The sequence below is a fragment of the Coprococcus sp. AM14-16 genome (assembly GCF_003434675.1).
In the GTDB taxonomy this organism is placed as follows: Bacteria; Bacillota; Clostridia; order Lachnospirales; family Lachnospiraceae; genus Coprococcus; species Coprococcus aceti.
Genome location: NZ_QTLL01000002.1, coordinates 322,690 through 341,358 on the forward strand (window position 1 = coordinate 322,690; position 18,669 = coordinate 341,358).

10 protein-coding genes are annotated in these 18,669 nt (G+C 45.5%); 1 reads left to right on the forward strand and 9 read right to left on the reverse strand.

All coding sequences use genetic code 11. From position 1 onward, the window contains the following. Positions 1 to 93: 93 nt before the first annotated feature. The 7 genes from DW159_RS07600 to DW159_RS07630 form a co-directional block, all read right to left on the reverse strand. Positions 94 to 1,740, reverse strand: a complete 1,647-nt coding sequence (locus tag DW159_RS07600; protein WP_158547593.1) for an aminotransferase class I/II-fold pyridoxal phosphate-dependent enzyme — start codon at positions 1,738 to 1,740, stop codon at positions 94 to 96. A 160-nt stretch (positions 1,741 to 1,900) separates the two neighbouring features. After that, positions 1,901 to 2,929, reverse strand: a complete 1,029-nt coding sequence (locus tag DW159_RS07605; protein WP_117549832.1) for an aldo/keto reductase — start codon at positions 2,927 to 2,929, stop codon at positions 1,901 to 1,903. Between the two features lie 277 nt (positions 2,930 to 3,206). Further along, positions 3,207 to 4,253: a 16S rRNA (cytosine(1402)-N(4))-methyltransferase RsmH gene (rsmH, locus tag DW159_RS07610; RefSeq protein WP_117549834.1), complete on the reverse strand. Its 1,047-nt coding sequence runs from the start codon at positions 4,251 to 4,253 to the stop codon at positions 3,207 to 3,209. A 157-nt stretch (positions 4,254 to 4,410) separates the two neighbouring features. Further along, the gene (aroD, locus tag DW159_RS07615) at positions 4,411 to 5,181 is read right to left on the reverse strand and encodes a type I 3-dehydroquinate dehydratase (RefSeq protein ID WP_117549836.1); all 771 of its coding nucleotides are present in this window, start codon (positions 5,179 to 5,181) and stop codon (positions 4,411 to 4,413) included. A gap of 47 nt (positions 5,182 to 5,228) precedes the next feature. Next, the gene (locus DW159_RS13690; protein WP_187115858.1) at positions 5,229 to 7,763 is read right to left on the reverse strand and encodes a hypothetical protein; all 2,535 of its coding nucleotides are present in this window, start codon (positions 7,761 to 7,763) and stop codon (positions 5,229 to 5,231) included. Between the two features lie 150 nt (positions 7,764 to 7,913). Next, a complete protein-coding gene (gene hflX / locus DW159_RS07625; RefSeq protein ID WP_117549838.1) occupies positions 7,914 to 9,239 on the reverse strand; it encodes a GTPase HflX in 1,326 nt (441 codons plus the stop codon). A 9-nt stretch (positions 9,240 to 9,248) separates the two neighbouring features. Continuing rightward, on the reverse strand, positions 9,249 to 10,643 hold the full coding sequence (locus DW159_RS07630) for a L,D-transpeptidase family protein (RefSeq protein ID WP_117549840.1): 1,395 nt from the start codon (positions 10,641 to 10,643) through the stop codon (positions 9,249 to 9,251). A gap of 201 nt (positions 10,644 to 10,844) precedes the next feature. On the opposite strand from DW159_RS07630, the gene DW159_RS07635 reads away from it, so the two are divergent. Next, positions 10,845 to 12,191 carry an MATE family efflux transporter gene (locus DW159_RS07635; RefSeq protein ID WP_117549842.1) on the forward strand — a complete coding sequence of 449 codons (1,347 nt, stop codon included), beginning with the start codon at positions 10,845 to 10,847 and terminating at the stop codon, positions 12,189 to 12,191. A gap of 95 nt (positions 12,192 to 12,286) precedes the next feature. Here the strand turns inward: DW159_RS07635 and DW159_RS07640 are convergent, their stop codons facing one another. Beyond that, positions 12,287 to 16,921 carry a glycosyl hydrolase gene (locus DW159_RS07640; protein WP_117549844.1) on the reverse strand — a complete coding sequence of 1,545 codons (4,635 nt, stop codon included), beginning with the start codon at positions 16,919 to 16,921 and terminating at the stop codon, positions 12,287 to 12,289. A gap of 1,078 nt (positions 16,922 to 17,999) precedes the next feature. Continuing rightward, positions 18,000 to 18,668 carry an ABC transporter ATP-binding protein gene (locus DW159_RS07645; protein ID WP_055271992.1) on the reverse strand — a complete coding sequence of 223 codons (669 nt, stop codon included), beginning with the start codon at positions 18,666 to 18,668 and terminating at the stop codon, positions 18,000 to 18,002. Position 18,669: the final 1 nt, after the last annotated feature.

The window sequence follows — 18,669 nt, forward strand, 5'->3', positions numbered from 1 at the left end:
TCCTAACCCTGCCATATGCTGTTCCTGCACATGTACACCTTTCATATTTATATTGTGATTCTTATCAAACCTTCCAGATCATAATGCTACATATCATTCTCCGCACAGCACTTTGATATAACCGTCATTGACTCCTGCCACATTAAGTCCGCTGTCTATCATGGACTTTATTCCGTTCACTGCCTGCCGGTCAACAACCTCTCCCGGCGCCAGCACAGGTATTCCCGGCGGATATGCATATACAAATGCCCCCGACACCTTTCCAGCCGCACCCTTAATCGGCACGCTCTCCACTGATCTGTCCCACGCGGTTCCCGGCGGCATAGCTGACCTTCTGCCGGATATGATATCCAGCTCCTGCCGGTCTGTTTTATCCGGCTCATAGCCAAGGTTCCCGTCTATCTCAGCCACCGCATTAAATAGTATATCATAACTGTCTGCACTGTCCACAACAGATGATATACAAATGACATAACTCACCGATGCCATCTCAACAATCAGCCCATACCTGTCCGCCAGAATTTCAGCAAGCATAACCCCTGTAAATTTCTGTCCCGACTCGTCTACAGTTCCCGGTCTCACGACAAATACCAGTCTGCCCTCATCATGGTCGAACACTTTACACGCATTACAGATCTCATCATTTTTCACTGAGGAAGCATCAGGTCTGAACAGCCGTATATTTCTGAGCCCATCACATTTCCCGGCAAATGCCTCAAGCCTCCGCCCATACCTGGCAAATTCATCTCTGTTATTTGCGCCAAATGCAACTGCCTTCTCCATGCTCTGCATAAATATATACGAAGGTGATGATGTCTGGAATATCTGCAGATATCTCCTGACTCTCTCATCAAGTTTCGGATTCATCACATGAAGGAGCGATGTCTGGGTAAGTGCAGGCATGGTCTTGTGCAGGCTCTCGATGACAATATCCGCGCCCTGCTGCATGGCGGTCTCATGTCCTTCCATGAAGTTCAGATGTGCTCCCTGTGCCTCGTCCACAATGAGATATATTCCATACCTGTGTACTATCCCGGCTATGGTCCTTATATCAGATATGACACCCTCATATGTCGGCGATGTGATTATCACCGCTCTTGGCTTTCTGCCATCTGCTACCAATTCCTTAAGAGCAAGCTCCAGCTTATCCGGCGATATGTCACCCAGTATGTCTGTCCTCTCTGACATTTCACGATCATCTTCATCGCCTGGAGCCATCATTTCCGATATTTCGCAGTCATCTTCTCCATCATCTGACATTCCATTCGATATTGCTCCGACTTCATTCTGACCCACACCGTCAGGCCAGCTCATACTCACATAATCCGGCACTATATACTCGGGCTCAAGCTCCAACATACAGATAGCGTTGTACACCGCCTTGTGGCAGTTTCTTGCCGCAAGTATCACGTCTCCCCTGTGACAGGTGGCGTGTATAGCTGTCATAAGTCCGGATGTGGAACCGTTCACCAGCATATATGTTGCAAATGTTCCATACACCTTCTTCATCTCGGCAATACTGTCCGCTATGAACATCTCCGGCTCATGCATGTCGTCAAGATCTTTAGCCTCAGTGAAATCATGTGCATACACCCCGTTCCAGAAGTTTTCCCGGGATTTTGAAATGTTATCAACATTTTGGACGGCTTCTATCGGCTGTCTCTTGTGCCCAGGCATGTGCCACGGGTATGTACCCTTCTCTATATATTTTTCAAGTGCTTCATTTATATATTCCTTCACCAGTTTTTCTCCGTAACATAGATTCTGTGTGATATAATACCATACTTTTATGTATTTGTAACAGCACAGACTTCTCCCAACGTCTGCACAGATATAAAAAACAGGAGAAGCTCTATCCGGCTTCTCCTGCGAGGGGTATGAAAAGAAAGTTTTGCCTATTTTATGATCTTCCAAATGCTGCAACGGCATCCTCGATCTTCTGTAATTCGTCATCGGTCATGACTGTATGTGCCTGCTTTTCAGCAGCCTTGAGATTGCTGATGATCTGCTCAGGCTTTGAAGCACCGATCAGCACTGTTGTGACCTCCGGCTTGTTCAGCAGCCATGCTATGGCAAGCTCTGATAGCTTCATATCATATCCGGCTGCGATCTCATTTAACTGGTTGAGGAGAGGTCTAGTTTCAAGCACCTGATCCTCATGAAGGAATCTTCCGTCCTTCACAGCCCTGCTGTCCGCCGGCATGTCCTTCAGGTATCTGTCTGTCAGCATTCCCTGTGCCAGAGGCGAGAAGCATATGAGTCCCTTGCCTGATGCGTATGTCTGCTTCAAAAGCCCATTGTTCTCGACAGATCTGTCCAGTATGCTGTATCTGTTCTGATTTATCACAAATGGCACATGAAGCTCATCAAGTATGCGCTCCGCCTTTGCCATGGTAGGTCCGTCATAGTTGGAGAGTCCGACATAAAGTGCCTTTCCACTCTTCACTATCTGCGCCATTGCTCCCATGGTCTCCTCGAGTGGAGTGTTCGGATCCATTCTGTGATGATAGAATATATCCACATATGGGATGCCAAGTCTTTTAAGGCTCTGGTCAAGACTTGCTATGAGATATTTTCTGCTGCCCCAGTTGCCGTAAGGGCCTTCCCACATATCGAATCCGGCCTTCGTACTGATTATCAGCTCATCCCTGTACGCACCCAGTTCCTCTCTGAGTATCTTTCCAAAGTTTTCCTCCGCACTTCCGTACACCGGGCCATAGTTGTTTGCTATATCAAAATGTGTTATTCCGTTGTCAAATGCGGTAAAGCACATCTTCTTCATATTCTCATAATCGTCATTTGTTCCAAAGTTGTGCCAGAGACCAAGTGCCAGAGGCGGCATCATGAGACCGCTCTTTCCGCAATGTCTGTAAAATCCTGTACCTTCAACATTCTTATATCTATTCTCTGCTGCCTTATAATCTCCCATATTGATACCTCTCTTAAAATTATCCTTACGATGGTTTCTTTTTATATATGCAAGTTATCACTACATTTTGAAGTATATCATACCGATTACATCAAAAAAATATGAATATTTTTGTATTATATATGAAAATTTTATTATGATTTCTATAAATGTCCTACCTAAATTATCACGGACATTTTTACTATCCTCCGTATGCCTGTTACGCATTTACTGGGAGCTTATCAATACCGAAAAAGTGCCATCATGATATACAGACGATGTCGCCTTTCTGTGTCCTTTATTCTGCTTTTACAGCCCATCTCATCTTCGTCGATCTTGCTCTCGGATTGCGGGCGCACTCCTCCGCTGACGGTCTGATGACATCCTTGCTGACTTCGCTGTAAACACCAGCCTTCGCTCCCGCCTTGAACGCTCTCTTTACCAGTCTGTCCTCACCTGAATGGAATGTCAGTATCGCCACTTTTCCACCAGGTCTGAGCGCATCCGGCAGCTTGTCAAGGAAATCATACAAAACCTCAAACTCACTGTTCACATCTATTCGCAGAGCCTGAAAACACCTCTGACAGGATTTCTTTACAGCCTCTTTTCTGTCCTTCTCCGGCACAAATGCCAATGCCTCCTCGATTGCATCCTTCATCTGCGTGGTGGTCTCCACATAATTCTTAGTTCGGTTTCTCTTCATGATGACCGTAGCGATCTCCTCCGCATAAGGCTCGTCCGAGTTCTCCTGGAACATCCCAACGAGTTCCTCATACGAAACCTCCCGTAGACGCTCCGCCGCCGACTCACCCTTCTCCGGATCAAGCCTCAGATCAAGTGGTCCATCAAACTTGTATGTGAATCCCCTGTCTGGATTGTCTATCTGCATGGAAGACACTCCGAGATCCGCAAGGATAAAATCAAATCCCCCGGCCTCCTCTGCCACCTGGTCGATATTCCTGAAATTTGTCTGCTTTATCGTGAGTATATCCTCTCCGTATCCAGCTTCAAACAGTCTCTGCTTCGTCTTCACTATCTCTATAGGATCAACATCCAGTGCATACATATGACCTTTTCCCTGAAGCTTCTCAAGCATACGCCTTGTGTGACCACCATAGCCCAGTGTCGCATCAAGCCCCTGCTGTCCCGGCTGTATCTGAAGGAAATCCAGTATCTCATTTACACATATTGAAATGTGCATCCCTGCCGGGGTACTTCCCTTGCTTATGACTTTCTCTATCGTATCCGCATATTTTTCAGGATCGTGCTCCTTGTATTTCTCCTCAAACCTCTTCGGATGGGTGCCACTGTAGTGCACTCTCCTCTTGTGTATCTTTTCTTCCATATATTCTTATCTCCTTAGCCGCCGTCTGCCATACAAGGCCCCGGAACATTTATGTCATAATACCATATATCTGCGAAACAAGCCACACAACACTAAAAAAATGGAAGCCACGGCATTCATCCGTGACTTCCAGAATAATAGCATCATATAATTATTATTATTTACCAGCTATAATGTGATGTATCATGGTGAGCTGGCTCCTGAGTGCATCCACAGATATCTGTCCCGGAGCGGAAGGTATTCCCGCCGTGGCAAATGATACTGTATTGCCATACATCTCGCCTGTGGTTCTCGTCTCCACGCCGAGCTCGCCCATGGATATAACTATGAGAGGCGTCTGATTTCCTCTATCCTGCAGTTCCTTTGCAGCCTGCATCATATCTACGACCTGCGATCCCTCCTCAGGCATCATGGCTATCTTGGCTATATCTGCACCTGTGAATATGATGGACTTAAATCTGTCAACTATCTGTTCCATAGGTATAGTAGTCTTGAAATCATGATTAGACACTATGACATACACGCCCTTGGAATGAGCCTCCGCTATGACTTCATCCACAATCTCCATGTCGGAGAAATATTCTATATCCACGATGTCTATATATCCACTGTCTATAGCGTCAATAAGAAGGTCGTGATACTGGCTGAGTGTTGCCTCCATGCAGCCACCCTCGCCCTTTGTTCGGAATGTAAATATAATAGGGAACTGCCCCAGCTTATCATGGATCTTCGCCAGAGTCTTCATAAGTGCCTCTCTGTCAAAGCACTTCTCGTACATATCCGCTCTGAATTCCACCATGTCTGGTTCCGACTTCGCTATGATCCTCAACTGATAGTCCACATCATAATCCGTCGGAGCTACCAGAGGTACACAGATCTTAGTCATTCCCTCTCCTATCGCCACATTCTTCACATTAACGACCTTCATCACTGCCTCCTGCCTTTTTCACATTTTCCCTGCACGCTGTACAGCTATTACTTTATCTCAATTGCATCCATGAATGTCTCACACAGCTTCTGCGCGTCAACCTTGTCGACCTTATCCCAGTAGCTGATAGAACATGTGACTACATCCTCGCCTGTAGGATATACCAACAGCACCTCTGTTCTGTCCATATCATATGATGTGAGCTGTATCACAAGATATGTTACCTCTGTGCCATCCTTTGCCTTCACTGTGCCATCTGTCATCTCGTTGACCTTGGAGTTCTCATCGTTGTAATACTCTGTGTAAGTATCCTTCATGTTCTTCACAAGATCACTTGCTGAATAGTGTGTATATGTAGAATAGCTTGCATATACATCGCCCTTCTCATCATTATAAGATATGGTATACTCTGAAGCATAGCTTCTCTCGTATCCCTTTGGATCATTGATCTTTACTGACTTATCGCCAAGGCTTAATGTAACCTTTGAAAGGTCTTTCTCCTCTGTGCTGTCATTTGACTTCTCTGTGGTTGCTTCCTCTGTTGTAGCTGCCTCTGTTGTCTCAGGCTCTTCCTCCTCAGTATCCTTTGAGTCGGTGCCGAACTTTCCGTCAAGTCTGCCGTCAACACTTACTGAGTCAAATATCTCGCTCCATGCTGATACGATCTTTTCCATCTTATCCATGTTGATGTACTGATCTACATCATCACTGTTGAGAACTGAGTAATCAACCACATCTCCTGCTGCAGGAGCCTCTATCTTGTTGTCCTTCTCTGCTACCTTGAGATTTCCTGAGCACTGAAGAACATCCTCGCCTGATACTGTAACTGTGAGCTTTGCATCATTTATGCTGAATGACTCGCCCTTCTTGACATCTGCAAGGACACCCTCAAATACAGCCTGAGCAGTCTCACCCTGTACATCAACAGATATGCTTCCACTCATCTTACCGCTGTTCTTGTCATAGTCTGATGTCACATTTCCTGTGAACTCCTGGCTCTCTCCGCCGCTCATTGCTGATAATGTGTACTTCTTGTCAGTTGATATCTTATCTCCTGATGTGTCAGTCTTTGACTCACTCTTGAGCTCTATATTTACATCTGAACCGTATGTAAGTGCTATCTTTGTTACAGCATCTGATGTGACATTTCCGTCACCCATGTAATCTGCTGTGAATGAAATCTTAACGCCTGCTGCTGCAAGATCATAATCCCAGTCAACACGGATCACCTTGTCGTTTTCTACGTATACATTTGCAACGGCATCCTTTGTCATTACTGCGCTGACCAGAGATGGAATAGTGCCGATGGACTGCTTGAGCTGATCCTTTGTAACACCCATCTGATCCATCATATCATCTGACAGATTGCTGTCCATGTACTTGTTCAGACAGTCAACCAGTGCCTGTGAGAACTCATCTATAGCGTCTGTTGTGATTGTCACTGTGTAGTGGTCTGCCTTGATGGTCTTGCCATTTGCATTTGTAAACTCATCCTTGCCGACCTTCTCATATGTTATGGACTCTGCAAGCTTATCTGCAGCCGGCTTGAGATCCTCATCTATGATCTTCTGAAGAGCCTCGCTGTCAACTGAACCGCCGGCTCCCGCATCCTTGCTGTCGAGCTCTGCCATAACACTGTTCATGTCAAATGAAAATGTCTTGGTAAAGAGATCAGGACATGACATATAGAGCGTCTGACCGATCATTACAACATCCGCACTGACTGTCTCGCCTGCCAGTGTCATGGAAGAACCAAGCTTGAAGCTGTTCTGTCCGTCGCTCTTGGCTGTGCTTGCGTCAAATGTAAATGTTGAACCGTCGAGCTGACCATCTCCGGCAACCTTGTCGATGGTAAAATCTGACTGAACGTCCAGCTTGTCGACATCTATGTCATCTGCTCCGACGATACCTGCAATATTATTGTTCTCAAGTTCCTTTGCTGTGTTCTCCATCGCATCCTTGACCGCATCCTTAGGGCTCTTCTTGATGAACACGAAGAATACAACAACAAGTGCTGCTATGATAACAAGCGCTGCCACAACTGCTATTATGGCTATCTTGATACCCTTTCTCTTCTTTGGAGACTCAGGCTTGTGCGCCTGATCACCATACATGTTCACGGTCTGATCATATACACTCTGCTGTGCATTCATCTGCTGACCGTACTGATCTGCAAACTGCTGACCCGCAAACTGCTGATTTGCATCGTACTGCTGCTGGCCATACTGTCCTGCATACTGCTGCTGGCCGTACTGTCCTGCGTACTGCTGGTTTGCTCCATACTGCTGCTGGCCGTACTGTCCTGCGTACTGCTGGTTCGCTCCATACTGCTGCTGACCGTACTGTCCTGCGTACTGCTGGTTCGCTCCATACTGCTGCTGGCCGTACTGTCCTGCGTACTGCTGATCTGCTGCGTACTGCTGGTTTGCATCGTACTGCTGCTGACCGTACTGTCCTGCATACTGCTGGTCTGCGCTATACTGCTGACCCGCATCGCCCTGCTGATTCTGTGATGGCTGTGGACCATCGGCGCCGTTAGGATTCATTCCGTCCGGCATCTGATTCATGTTATTATCACTCATAATATCTCCCTTTCTGTGTGAATAACCATTATCCTTCCTCTGTAAATTTACACAAATACTTATAAAATGTAAACATTTTTTATTATCTCTTCATATTATGTAAGCAATGTGAAATGGCACGTTAACGCCTGATACGCCACATTGCCGGCACTAAAAATCAGCTTCATCGTCGAAACTGAGTCCAAGTTTTCCAAGTATTGACTTTGGAACATAAGCTTCTATAAATATGCCATCGTCCAGATATTCCTCTGTCTGGATCTCACCATATTTGTGGATAAGTCCTGTGAGTCCTGCTTCAGAATATGCAAATGTATGCCTTATATATGACTTCTGATTTCTGAGTATTTCCTCTATCGCACTGGCAAGCTCCGGGAGTCCCTGTCCCGTGGCAGCCGAGATATACAGAGTCTTGTCCGCTCTCAGATCGCGCACACCCACCAGATCATCCTTTGATATTCTGTCTATCTTGTTGAATACAGTTATCACAGGTTTTCCCGAGTTCTCTTCTATCTTGAGCTGCTTTAATGTGCTGTACACCGTCTCTATGTTCTTATCCCAGTTTTCATCCGATGCGTCCACAACATGAAGGATGACATCACAGTATTTTGCCTCCTCCAGAGTGGAGCCAAAAGCCTCGACCAGATGATGCGGCAGCTTCCTTATAAAACCGACCGTATCGGTGAGCAGTATATTCTGTCCGCCCGGCAGCTTGTATCCTCTTGTCGTAGGATCAAGGGTCGCAAATAATTTGTCTTCCTGTAATACTCCTGCCCCCGTGAGTGCATTCAGCAGGGTCGACTTGCCCGCATTTGTGTATCCGACTATGCCCACAACCGGCACAGCGCTCCTCTGTCTCTGCTTTCTCTGCTGGCTTCTCTGAGATTCAACGTTCCTGAGCTCCGCCTTCAGTCTGGAGATCCTGTCCCTTATGACTCGTCTGTCTATCTCCAGCTTCTTCTCTCCGGGTCCTCTCGTTCCGATTCCGCCGCCCAGTCTCGACAGCGAATCTCTCATTCCAACAAGTCTGGTGGCTCTGAACTTGAGCTGTGCAAGTTCCACCTGCAGCTTGCCCTCGTAGCTTCCAGCATGTGCTGCAAATATATCGAGAATGACCATTGTCCTGTCCATAACCTTTATGTCCAGTGCGTCCTGAAGGTTCATCAACTGTGCCGGTGACAGCTCGTCATCACAGCACACTCCTGTGGCGCCCAGCTCATATATCATCTCCCTGAGCTCCTCAACCTTTCCTCTTCCCAGATACAGGTCATTTGCAATGCGGTCCCTGTTCTGCACCAGTCGTCCCACGACCTCGGCTCCGGCTGTGTCTATGAGCTCCGTGAGCTCGTCCAGGGATGCCTGTATCTCCAGTGAGACCTCTTTCTGTGTATATCCACCTGTATCGGCGGCAAATATGATTATCTTTTCCTTTATCTTCTCTGCTTCGAGATCATAAATCGTACTTTTCCTGTCTGCCATGATCCACCTCTACTTTTCAACGGTGACTGTGACTGTGTGATAGGATGATCTGTTACCGCTGCTGTCCTGCGCACAGCACACAACTGTATAGCTGCCCGCCTTAGACTCCATCTTGTTAACAGCCACGCATATAACGTCCTGTCCAAGACTTGTGAGTGCCTGTCCATCCAGAGTCTTGCCATTGCCATCTGTGGCCACTCCTGTCCTTATCAGTGTATCACCATCCTGTGCGTTCACATAAGATGCAACAAGCTCTGCAAGCTCATCAGCCTGTCCATTGTAACTCTCCAGCTTTATCTCCACAGGAACCCTTGTTATAACAGGGGCTTCATCATCCTCCACTGTTATCTCGATACTCTTCCATATCTCCTTGCCCTGATCTGTAAAGCTGTACTTTACTGTATATTTCCCCAGCTTCATATTGTCCACGGTTCCCTCAACCTTCAACTGGTCCGTTACATCCTCACGCTGTGAATTGAAGGCCCATATTCCCGCCATTGTGTCATAGTTCTCGCCCTGGTTTATGCTGTGGCTCTCCGCACCGTATATCACGGCTGTTCCTGCGGTCGGATTCTCCTCAACCATGTCTGTCGGGTCCCATCCGGTCTCATCAGTGTTATCCAGTCTGGTCACCGGCACAGGTCTTCCAAGTGGTCCATAGTAATTACTGTCAAATATATCCACATATGTTCCGGCCTCACAGTTCTCGTATATCCATTTGGTATCTGCAACACACAGTCTGACGCATCCCAGTGATGCCCCTGTTCCAAGCTTGTTGAATTCCCATGTCTCAAGAGAATCCTTTGTGGTGTCAAGATATGGTACGGAATGGAACAGAGTGTCACCGTCTATCTGTGACACATACTGGCCATAACAGTTGTCAAACAGTGCAAGCCAGTCCCACTTTAGCTGTATGTTGAACAGTCCGACTGGAGTTTCTCCCACCGGTGATACCGAACAGCGCATGGCTTTAACCGGAACGGTGTAATATCCAGCAGCGTCCAGCTTGTATATAGTAACTATATTTTCCTGTCTGTTTATCTTGATGGCATACGGACAGCCATTGTCCGCCAGATCCTCACCATTATAATTCTCTTCCTGCTCCGTCTCCGGAACCGCTATGTCTGTACATTCCACAGTTCCCTGAACCTTGAGTTCCGCAGCCTTTTCTGTTGTTGCTGCTGAGGCATCGCCATTCGTATTATCACTGTCCGTCGATGTTCCTGTGACAACCGAGTCCTTTTCATTACGATTATCCAGTTTACTCTTAAGTCTGTAGTTTTTCACAGCAAGGCCTATGACCAGTCCCAGCAGAATGACGCCCACTGCGTATAACGCCATTCTCTCGAGCTCCGCATGTCTCTTCCTGTTACGCTTATTTTTTTGTATGTTATTCTTTTCCATATTTTCCATTTCTTTCTATAATATATGTCAAATGTTAGTATGCACAATCAAGCAATTTTTAATCGTTACACTTTAACATAACATTTTATATAACAAAATAAAACATTTTTCTTTAAAATTAAGCAAAAACCACATTGACTTTATCGCGAACTGTTGTACAATCGAATATCAGGCGCAAAAAAATAAGGAGGGTTATTATATATGAAAGATCTGACAGTCGGAAAACCAATGAAAGTCATATGGTTATTTGCTGTTCCTATGATACTGGGACAGATCGCACAGCAGTTATACAGTTTTACAGACTCAGCCATCGTGGGCAACTACGTAAGCTCACAGGCACTCGCCGCGGTTGGCGCAACCTCAGTCATTTCGAATATGATAATAGGCTTCCTCAACAGCGGAACCATGGGACTTGCCATCCCTATAGCCAAATACTATGGTGCAAAGGACTATCACAATATGAGAAGATGTATCGGTGCATCGGCCATCATGACACTGCTGGCATCCATTGTCCTGACCGTTCTGAGTCTCATATTTATAAGGCCTATCCTGGTACTTCTCAAAACACCGGACGACATACTGGATATGGCAGCAAGCTACGTTATAATCATAATCGTTGGAATTATATTCTGTTCATTATATAATCTGTGCGCCAACATACTGCGTGCAGTCGGAGACAGCAAGACGCCTCTTATATTCCTCGGTATATCAGTTGTACTCAATATCGTTCTGGATCTTATGTTTATAAGGGCATTTGACATGGGAGTACGGGGTGCAGCCATCGCCACCGATATATCACAGGCGCTGGCGGGCATACTTGCCCTGATCTATATACTTGTGAAGGCAAAGCATCTGATTCCGGAGAAGGATGAATACTCCGTAGAGAAGAGTGATCGGGCAGACCTCATACAGTCCGCACTTGCCATGGGATTTATGAGCTGTATAGTGAACATCGGAACGGTCATACTCCAGAGAGCCATCAATGGACTCGGAACTGATATAGTAACCGCCCACACAGCGGCAAGAAAGATATTTGATATCCTCATGTTCATGTTATATATAGTAGGAAATGCCGTGACGACATATGTAAGCCAGAATATGGGCGCAGGCAGATACGACCGGGTACATCAGGGTGTGAGGGCTGCGATCATCATAAACACGATCATAACCACTGTCATGATAATATTCGGCTGGCTGCTCAGCCCGGCACTTATAAAGCTGGTTGCAGGTACATCTGCCAGTGCCATCATAGATCCGGCCGTGAGATATGTAAGGATCGGCGTGACGTGCTTCTATGTACTTGGTCCTCTGTTCGTCCTGAGATGTGCAATGCAGGGAATGGGCAGGAAGATCGTTCCGGTCATGTCATCCACTATAGAGCTGATCGGCAAGGTACTTGCGGTTATGATCCTCACTCCAAGACTTGGATATCTCGGAGTTACCATCACAGAGCCTATCATCTGGTTCTGCTGTACACTGATGCTCTCCATAATGTATCTCACAACCCCTGTTGAGAAGCTTGTTGAGAAGAGACGTGCTGCAAACTGATATTGCATACAAATATAAACCAACAAATAAAGCCCCACTGCCGGTGGTCTTCATCACCGCCGACAGTGGGGCTCTTTGTATGGCTAAAATGAGTATTACTTCTTATCCTTTTTGATAACGATATAGCCTGCACCAGCCATGATAAGTGATGCTATCATTATCGCAAACATTACGTCTACAGGTGACTTATCTCCTGTATTTACCACGTTCTGTCCATTTCCACCTGTGCTTCCATCCGTTGTTGCTGCTGTGGTAGCCTCAGTTGTCTTGTCGTCATTGCCAGGCTTCTCAGTTGTTGGAGCCTCGGTAGTCTGATCCTCTGTGGTTGGATTCTCTGTGGTTGGAGCCTCTGTTGTTGGATTGGCCTTACCCGGATCTGCCTCATCCTTCTTAACCAGTGACTTATCTGTTATGATAAGTCCATTCTTGTCCACTGGATTCTTCTTGAGCATATCATCTGTGAGCTTCACTGCCTGGATTCCATCAAAGTAGATAGTTGAGTCAACTGTCCACTTGCCAGTGTGATCCTCCGGCACGATCGAGTTGCACCATACAGCAAATTTGACTATATCCGATGCATCGAGTGTACCACCCTTCTTACCCTTGAATGAGCTGAATGGAATAGTAACATACTGTGCCTTTGTTCCCTTTACGAAATCTGTGAGGTATACCTCAAATTCCTCGCCGCTTCCATCTGTGATCTGGATCACAAGTTTCTGTCCCATACCGTCCGGCTGTACCCACATCTCAAGCGCATTATACTTTGAGAAATCATTGTTTGTAAGCTCTGACTTGATCCTTCCTGTCCACACCTCTGATCCATTTGTCTCAAGCTTATACTTGAACGCACCGCCGTATGTGCCACCGTTCTTATGAGTCTTGTCAAGAACAAAGCTTGAGCTGCATCCTGCGGCTGAGTTAGATGTGTATGTGGAATCCAGAAGTCCGTCGCTTCCTGAATAGTACTCGAAGTCCTCGATGACATTTACAGGAGCCTTATCCTTGGCCTTTCCAAGGCTTATGTGTGACAGCTGTGCGAGCTGCTCGCCATCTGCCAGGAGTGTGATGGTTGCTGTATCTGTCTTTCCAAGCTTGCTGAGATTCTTCTCTGTAAGATCAGCCGTGTAAAGTGCTGGCTCTGATCCTGCAGCGGCAATCTCGGCTCCAGCCTCAGCGTTGAGTGTAAGCTTAACACCTGTATCAGGATTGTTGATAATGAACTGAACCTTTGATGCATTCTTAACACCAGCCTTGAGTGTTGTCGCCTTGAGGATGGTATCTCTGTCAAATGGATATACCATGTAACCCATCTGGCCCGTGTATGTATTTGCAGATACTCCTGCAAGGGTTCCCATGTTACTGTAGAATCCTGTATCGCCACCAAATATTGATGAGTCGTCGTTGTAGTACTTTATGAAGTCATTTATAAGCTCCTGTCCATGTGTGTCGTCATACTTGTATGGTACATAGAAGTTGCTGTCTCCGAAGTTGGCCCATACGAGGTAGTATGGCATGTTGTTCTTCTTCGCAATGTCGTTGACTTCCTGATACCAGTTCTTTCCTGAAGCCTCTGTTCCAACCGGATTACCCTTTACGAGAAGTCCCTCGTTGTCTGAACCATCCTTCTTCATGACTCTGACACCGCACTCAGCGATGGCTGGTATCTTGCCCCTCTTTGCAGCTATTGATGACACGATATTACATGTTGTATCAAGACTGTCAAAGAAAGAATTGTCTGCAGCTGCAGGATACGAATTGTAATCGTTGTAGTAGTCAAATGCAAGGATATCTACATACTCATCGCCTGGATAGTATGACATGTAAGCTGCCTCTGATGTGATAGGTCCGTTTGGCGAGTATACCCAGAGAAGGTTGTGTACACCGCTCTGCTCCATGTAATCCTTGGTATATCTGTAGAGAGACTTGTATGTCTCAGCTGTGTTCATTGATCCCCACCAGAACCAGCTTCCTGTATTCTCGTGGAATGGTCTGATCATGATAGGTATTCCTGCAGCCTGAAGCTGTGATGCGTAGTCTGCGATCACATCGAGGTAAGCTGTAAATACCTCATTGTACTCTCCACCTGGGAGAATCTGCTTTACTATGTCATTTGACAGATCCTTGGACTCTGAGAAATCACATCCGTAGAAACTGTATGTTCCATCCGAGTTCTTCACTATCTTGGAGCTGGAGAAGTTTGGCATATGCATTGACAATGACACGATCGCACCATTTGCCGCTGCAGTCTTGCTGTATGCCACTGAGTTTGCCAGTGCCGAAGCCACGTCTGAACCGCCTGCCTCCGAGCCTGTAACTGCCAGTGAGTCGATTCCGAACACACCGCTGACCTGTCCAGTCACATCATATACATCACCGAGTGACGCCTGTGGATTTACGCTTCTGCTCACATCATTCTGATGTCCGAACAGAACCTGATCGCTGTTCATGAGCGTATTCAGGTATGCCGCAAGTGCCTTTGCACTGTCTGCAGCATTCGCATCACTCACTCTAACTGATGATGGCATCTGTGAAAGATCCGCTGGTGAACCAGCACCAGGAGTCTCTGTTATCTCAACAAAATTCTTTGTTGTATCTGCCTGTGACAGAACAAGATTATCAAGATATACATTGCCCTTGAAGCTTGTGCTGCTTCCTATGATTCCTATTGTCACATCTGTGAGTGGTTTATCTGTCGGAGTAAATCCCATAGTAACTGTAGCCTTCTTTAATCCATCGCCGATATCCTCTGCATCATCGTCAATGGTTGTATCTTTATTTATTATTCCATTTGCAAAAAACTTGATCTTGCTTCCCTTGAGCTTTGCCGGGTAGATGATATCCACACTGAGCTGGTTGTACTGGCTCACATCCATAGCCTTTGTAGGAACACACTTAACCTTTGCCTCACTCCAGGAGGAAGTTGAATCTGCTGAGTAGTCAACAGAAACCTTAAGTCTCTCATTTGCACTGTCATATGATATGTCAGGTGTGGCAGTACCTGCCTTGTTGGCTGCATCGCCGTGCTTGTATGCATATCCGGCCTCTGTGCTCCACTTGTCATAATCCTCAGCCGATGAGAGATCTGAGATCACAGCAGGATCTCTCTGCTCAAGTCCGCCGCTGCTCTCCTTAACATCAAGTACCTTAACGTTGCTTATTGTGATCTTGCCAGCATATGCTGAGTTGGAATTGTACTGGAATACGATCTCCTGCACATTTCCCACCTCTGATACATCAAATGCAAATGATATATCGCACTTGCCATCGACAAAGTTCTCAGCCTTGATGAACGGATAGTCGCCTGACTTGACGTAATCCCAGCTGTCGCCTGTCTTCATGGCACATGCAAGCTGTATCGCGTTATATGACCCGTCTGACGCCTCGGCACCATCAAGTCCCGTTGCATCTGCATCAAGTGTAACTGTAGCTGTGAGCTTTGCCTTTGCTCCAACTTTGACATTGTCTACTGTAGGAATATCTGTATAGCTTCCTGTATCATTGCTGGCAAATGCCTTGTCTGTCCACTTTGCATCGCTCGCTGTGTCAAACACAAGGCTTGCATCTGCAAAATTTCCAACCTCAGTCTCTGATGTTGTCGGCTTCTTGCCACTCTCTACCTTGTCAACTGCAACGCCGCCGATGAGAACCTTTCCTGTAAATGCTGAGTTTGCATTGTACTGGAATACGATCTCCTGAACATCGCCTGCATCCACTCCGTTAAAGTTGAACTCTACGCTGCACTTGCCATCTGTAAGGTTCTCACTCTTTAAAAATGGATAGTCATCTGACTTGACATATGTCCAGCTATCGCCTGTCTTGATGGCACATGCAAGCTGGATCGCATTGTACGATCCATCTGATGCCTCGGCACCATCAAGGCCTGATATATCGCCGTCGAGAGAAACTGTCGCTGTGAGTTTCGCCTTTTCACCTACAGTTGCCCCCTCTATTCTCGCCATGTCGGCATATGTAGCGCTGTCATTGCTGGCATACGCTTTATCTTTCCATGTCTTATCTGAAACAGCGTCAAATGTGAGAACTGCATCTGAACTGCTCCATACTGTATTGTCTGTGATCGAAGGTGCTGCCACACCTGTCACATTTCCTGTTGCTGATGATCCGCCACCTGGCTCTTCTCCACCATCAGGCTCCTCTCCTGAATCATCACTCTGAATCTCTACATCAGATATTGATATTGTTCCAGTATATGCAGAGTTTGAATTGTACTGGAATATTATCTCGTTCACAGCTCCTGTATCCTCCACATCAAATGCAAATGATACCTGTGTCTTGCCATCTGTAAAATTTTCCGCTTTAAGGAATGGATAATCATCAGACTTGGTGTATGTCCATCCATCGCCAGTCTTGATTGCACAGGAAAGCTGGATCACATTATACGTTCCGTCAGCAGCCTCCGCACCATCCAATCCTGAAAAATCTCCATTAAGTGTTACATTTGCCGTGAGCACAGCCTTTTTACCCACAGACACATCATCGATCCTGCCTAACTCTGGGTATGTACCTTCATCATTGCTGGCATAAATTTTATCTGTCCACTTGGCATCTGCGCCAGTGTCAAATACCAGTTTGTCTGTAGTGATGCTCCACGCCATTTCCGCAGACGGCTCTGATGCATCAGCTGAGACTATTGCCCCTGCACTTCCCCAGAATGAGCCAACCATTGCAACTGCACATGTCACAGCAACAAGTCTTGTTCTAAATCTCACCATATTCCTTACCCTTTCTTTTTTGTGATATTCCTCCACTTTACTCACCACGAACAGCCTAATTCGTGATTAATATTTATACATATACTTATATTAACTCATTTTTTAATTGTTGAACATGTCATTAATTACCGAATATTTAAGTTGTTTTTTATTGCTTTTGCACGTCATATTAGTCAATAATTTAAGTTATTTGCAATTAATATTAGTTTCTTGTTACCGCACGGATTGTTACTGCTCGCAGAGCGGGTAATCAGTGGTTTAACACACGTTGTAATTAATACATAAAAAAGCCAGCTGGCATAATACCAACTGGCTTTATATTAGTTTATTCATTTTTTAAATATTGAAGTATCTAATCAAAATATCTGAATGTTTCCACACATGCCATTGATTCTTCCACTATATTATAAATATCTATGAAAAAATTCGTTGTGCCTAGAGATTAAACTTACCGGAATATCAACTATCAGGGTACGAATTGCATCTACTCATAACATGCACTGCATGAACTTGTATATGTACCAACCTCTTATAAGCACTGGTCTTGCGGTATGTGATATGACCTGATGCCCTTGAAACACCACTCATATCTTGTGTTTTGAACAATCACGATGGATCAAATCTGGTATCAAATACCTGCGTCCTGGCACTTCAATCATGCTATATACAGCATCTGCATGTGGACTGATTCAAGATTTATCTTAAAGGCATCTCGTGTGGAAACAACTTCCCAGTTCTGAGTTACCATCATGATAAAAATGTTCTTCAATTGTCTCCAACGGAACCTCCTCCTTTCGTGAACTTGTACCACGGATCTCTGTTTCCTGCGCACCATGTGTAAAGTCTTTTTCACGATTCTATAAATCTCTGAGATAACTTCGTACATGTTACGTGTCACGGGTGACAATCTATGGTGTGCCATCTGTATCTTTTTCAAATGGCCGTTCTTTAATGTACCTTTATTATACATGATGCAAGGCAAATCGTCAACATATTTTTTGACAATTTATTAATTTTATTGTCATTGTTGTTGCGTTTTACCATCAACTTGTCTTTTATGTATATAATTGTGTGAATATTATACACATTTTATCTGTCCATCTTCTATCCTTACGATACGATCGGCCTGATCTGCTATATTTCCATCGTGAGTAACCATAATTATAGTCTGTCCATCTTCACTCTGCAGTTCTCTAAGCAGTCTCAGGACTTCTTTTCCTGATTGAGAGTCCAGATTTCCGGTAGGTTCATCGCAGAGCAACACTTTTGGTTTGTGTATGAGCGCTCTGGCTATCGCAACCCTCTGCTGCTGTCCACCGGACAACTGTGACGGATAATGTGTCAGTCTCTCTGAAATTCCAAGTTTTTCAGTAAGCTTATCAAAGTACTCCTCATCTACCTTAACCTTATCTATCATCATTGGCAGGAATATATTTTCCTTTGCTGTCAGCTCTGGCACCAGATTGAAGAACTGGAATACGAAACCTATATTTTTTCTGCGGAATTTTGCAAGCTGTGCATCTGAATATCTGAGTATATCTTCATCATCATAGAATATCTCTCCTTCTGCCTTTGTATCCAGTCCGCCCATCAGATGCAGCAATGTTGACTTTCCACTGCCTGATGTTCCTATAATCGCCGTAAATTTTCCATACTCAAATTCCACATTACAGTTGCGAAGTGCATGAACAGCATTTGTTCCTTCACCATACGTCTTATTTAAATCCTTTATCTGAATCATATGCATC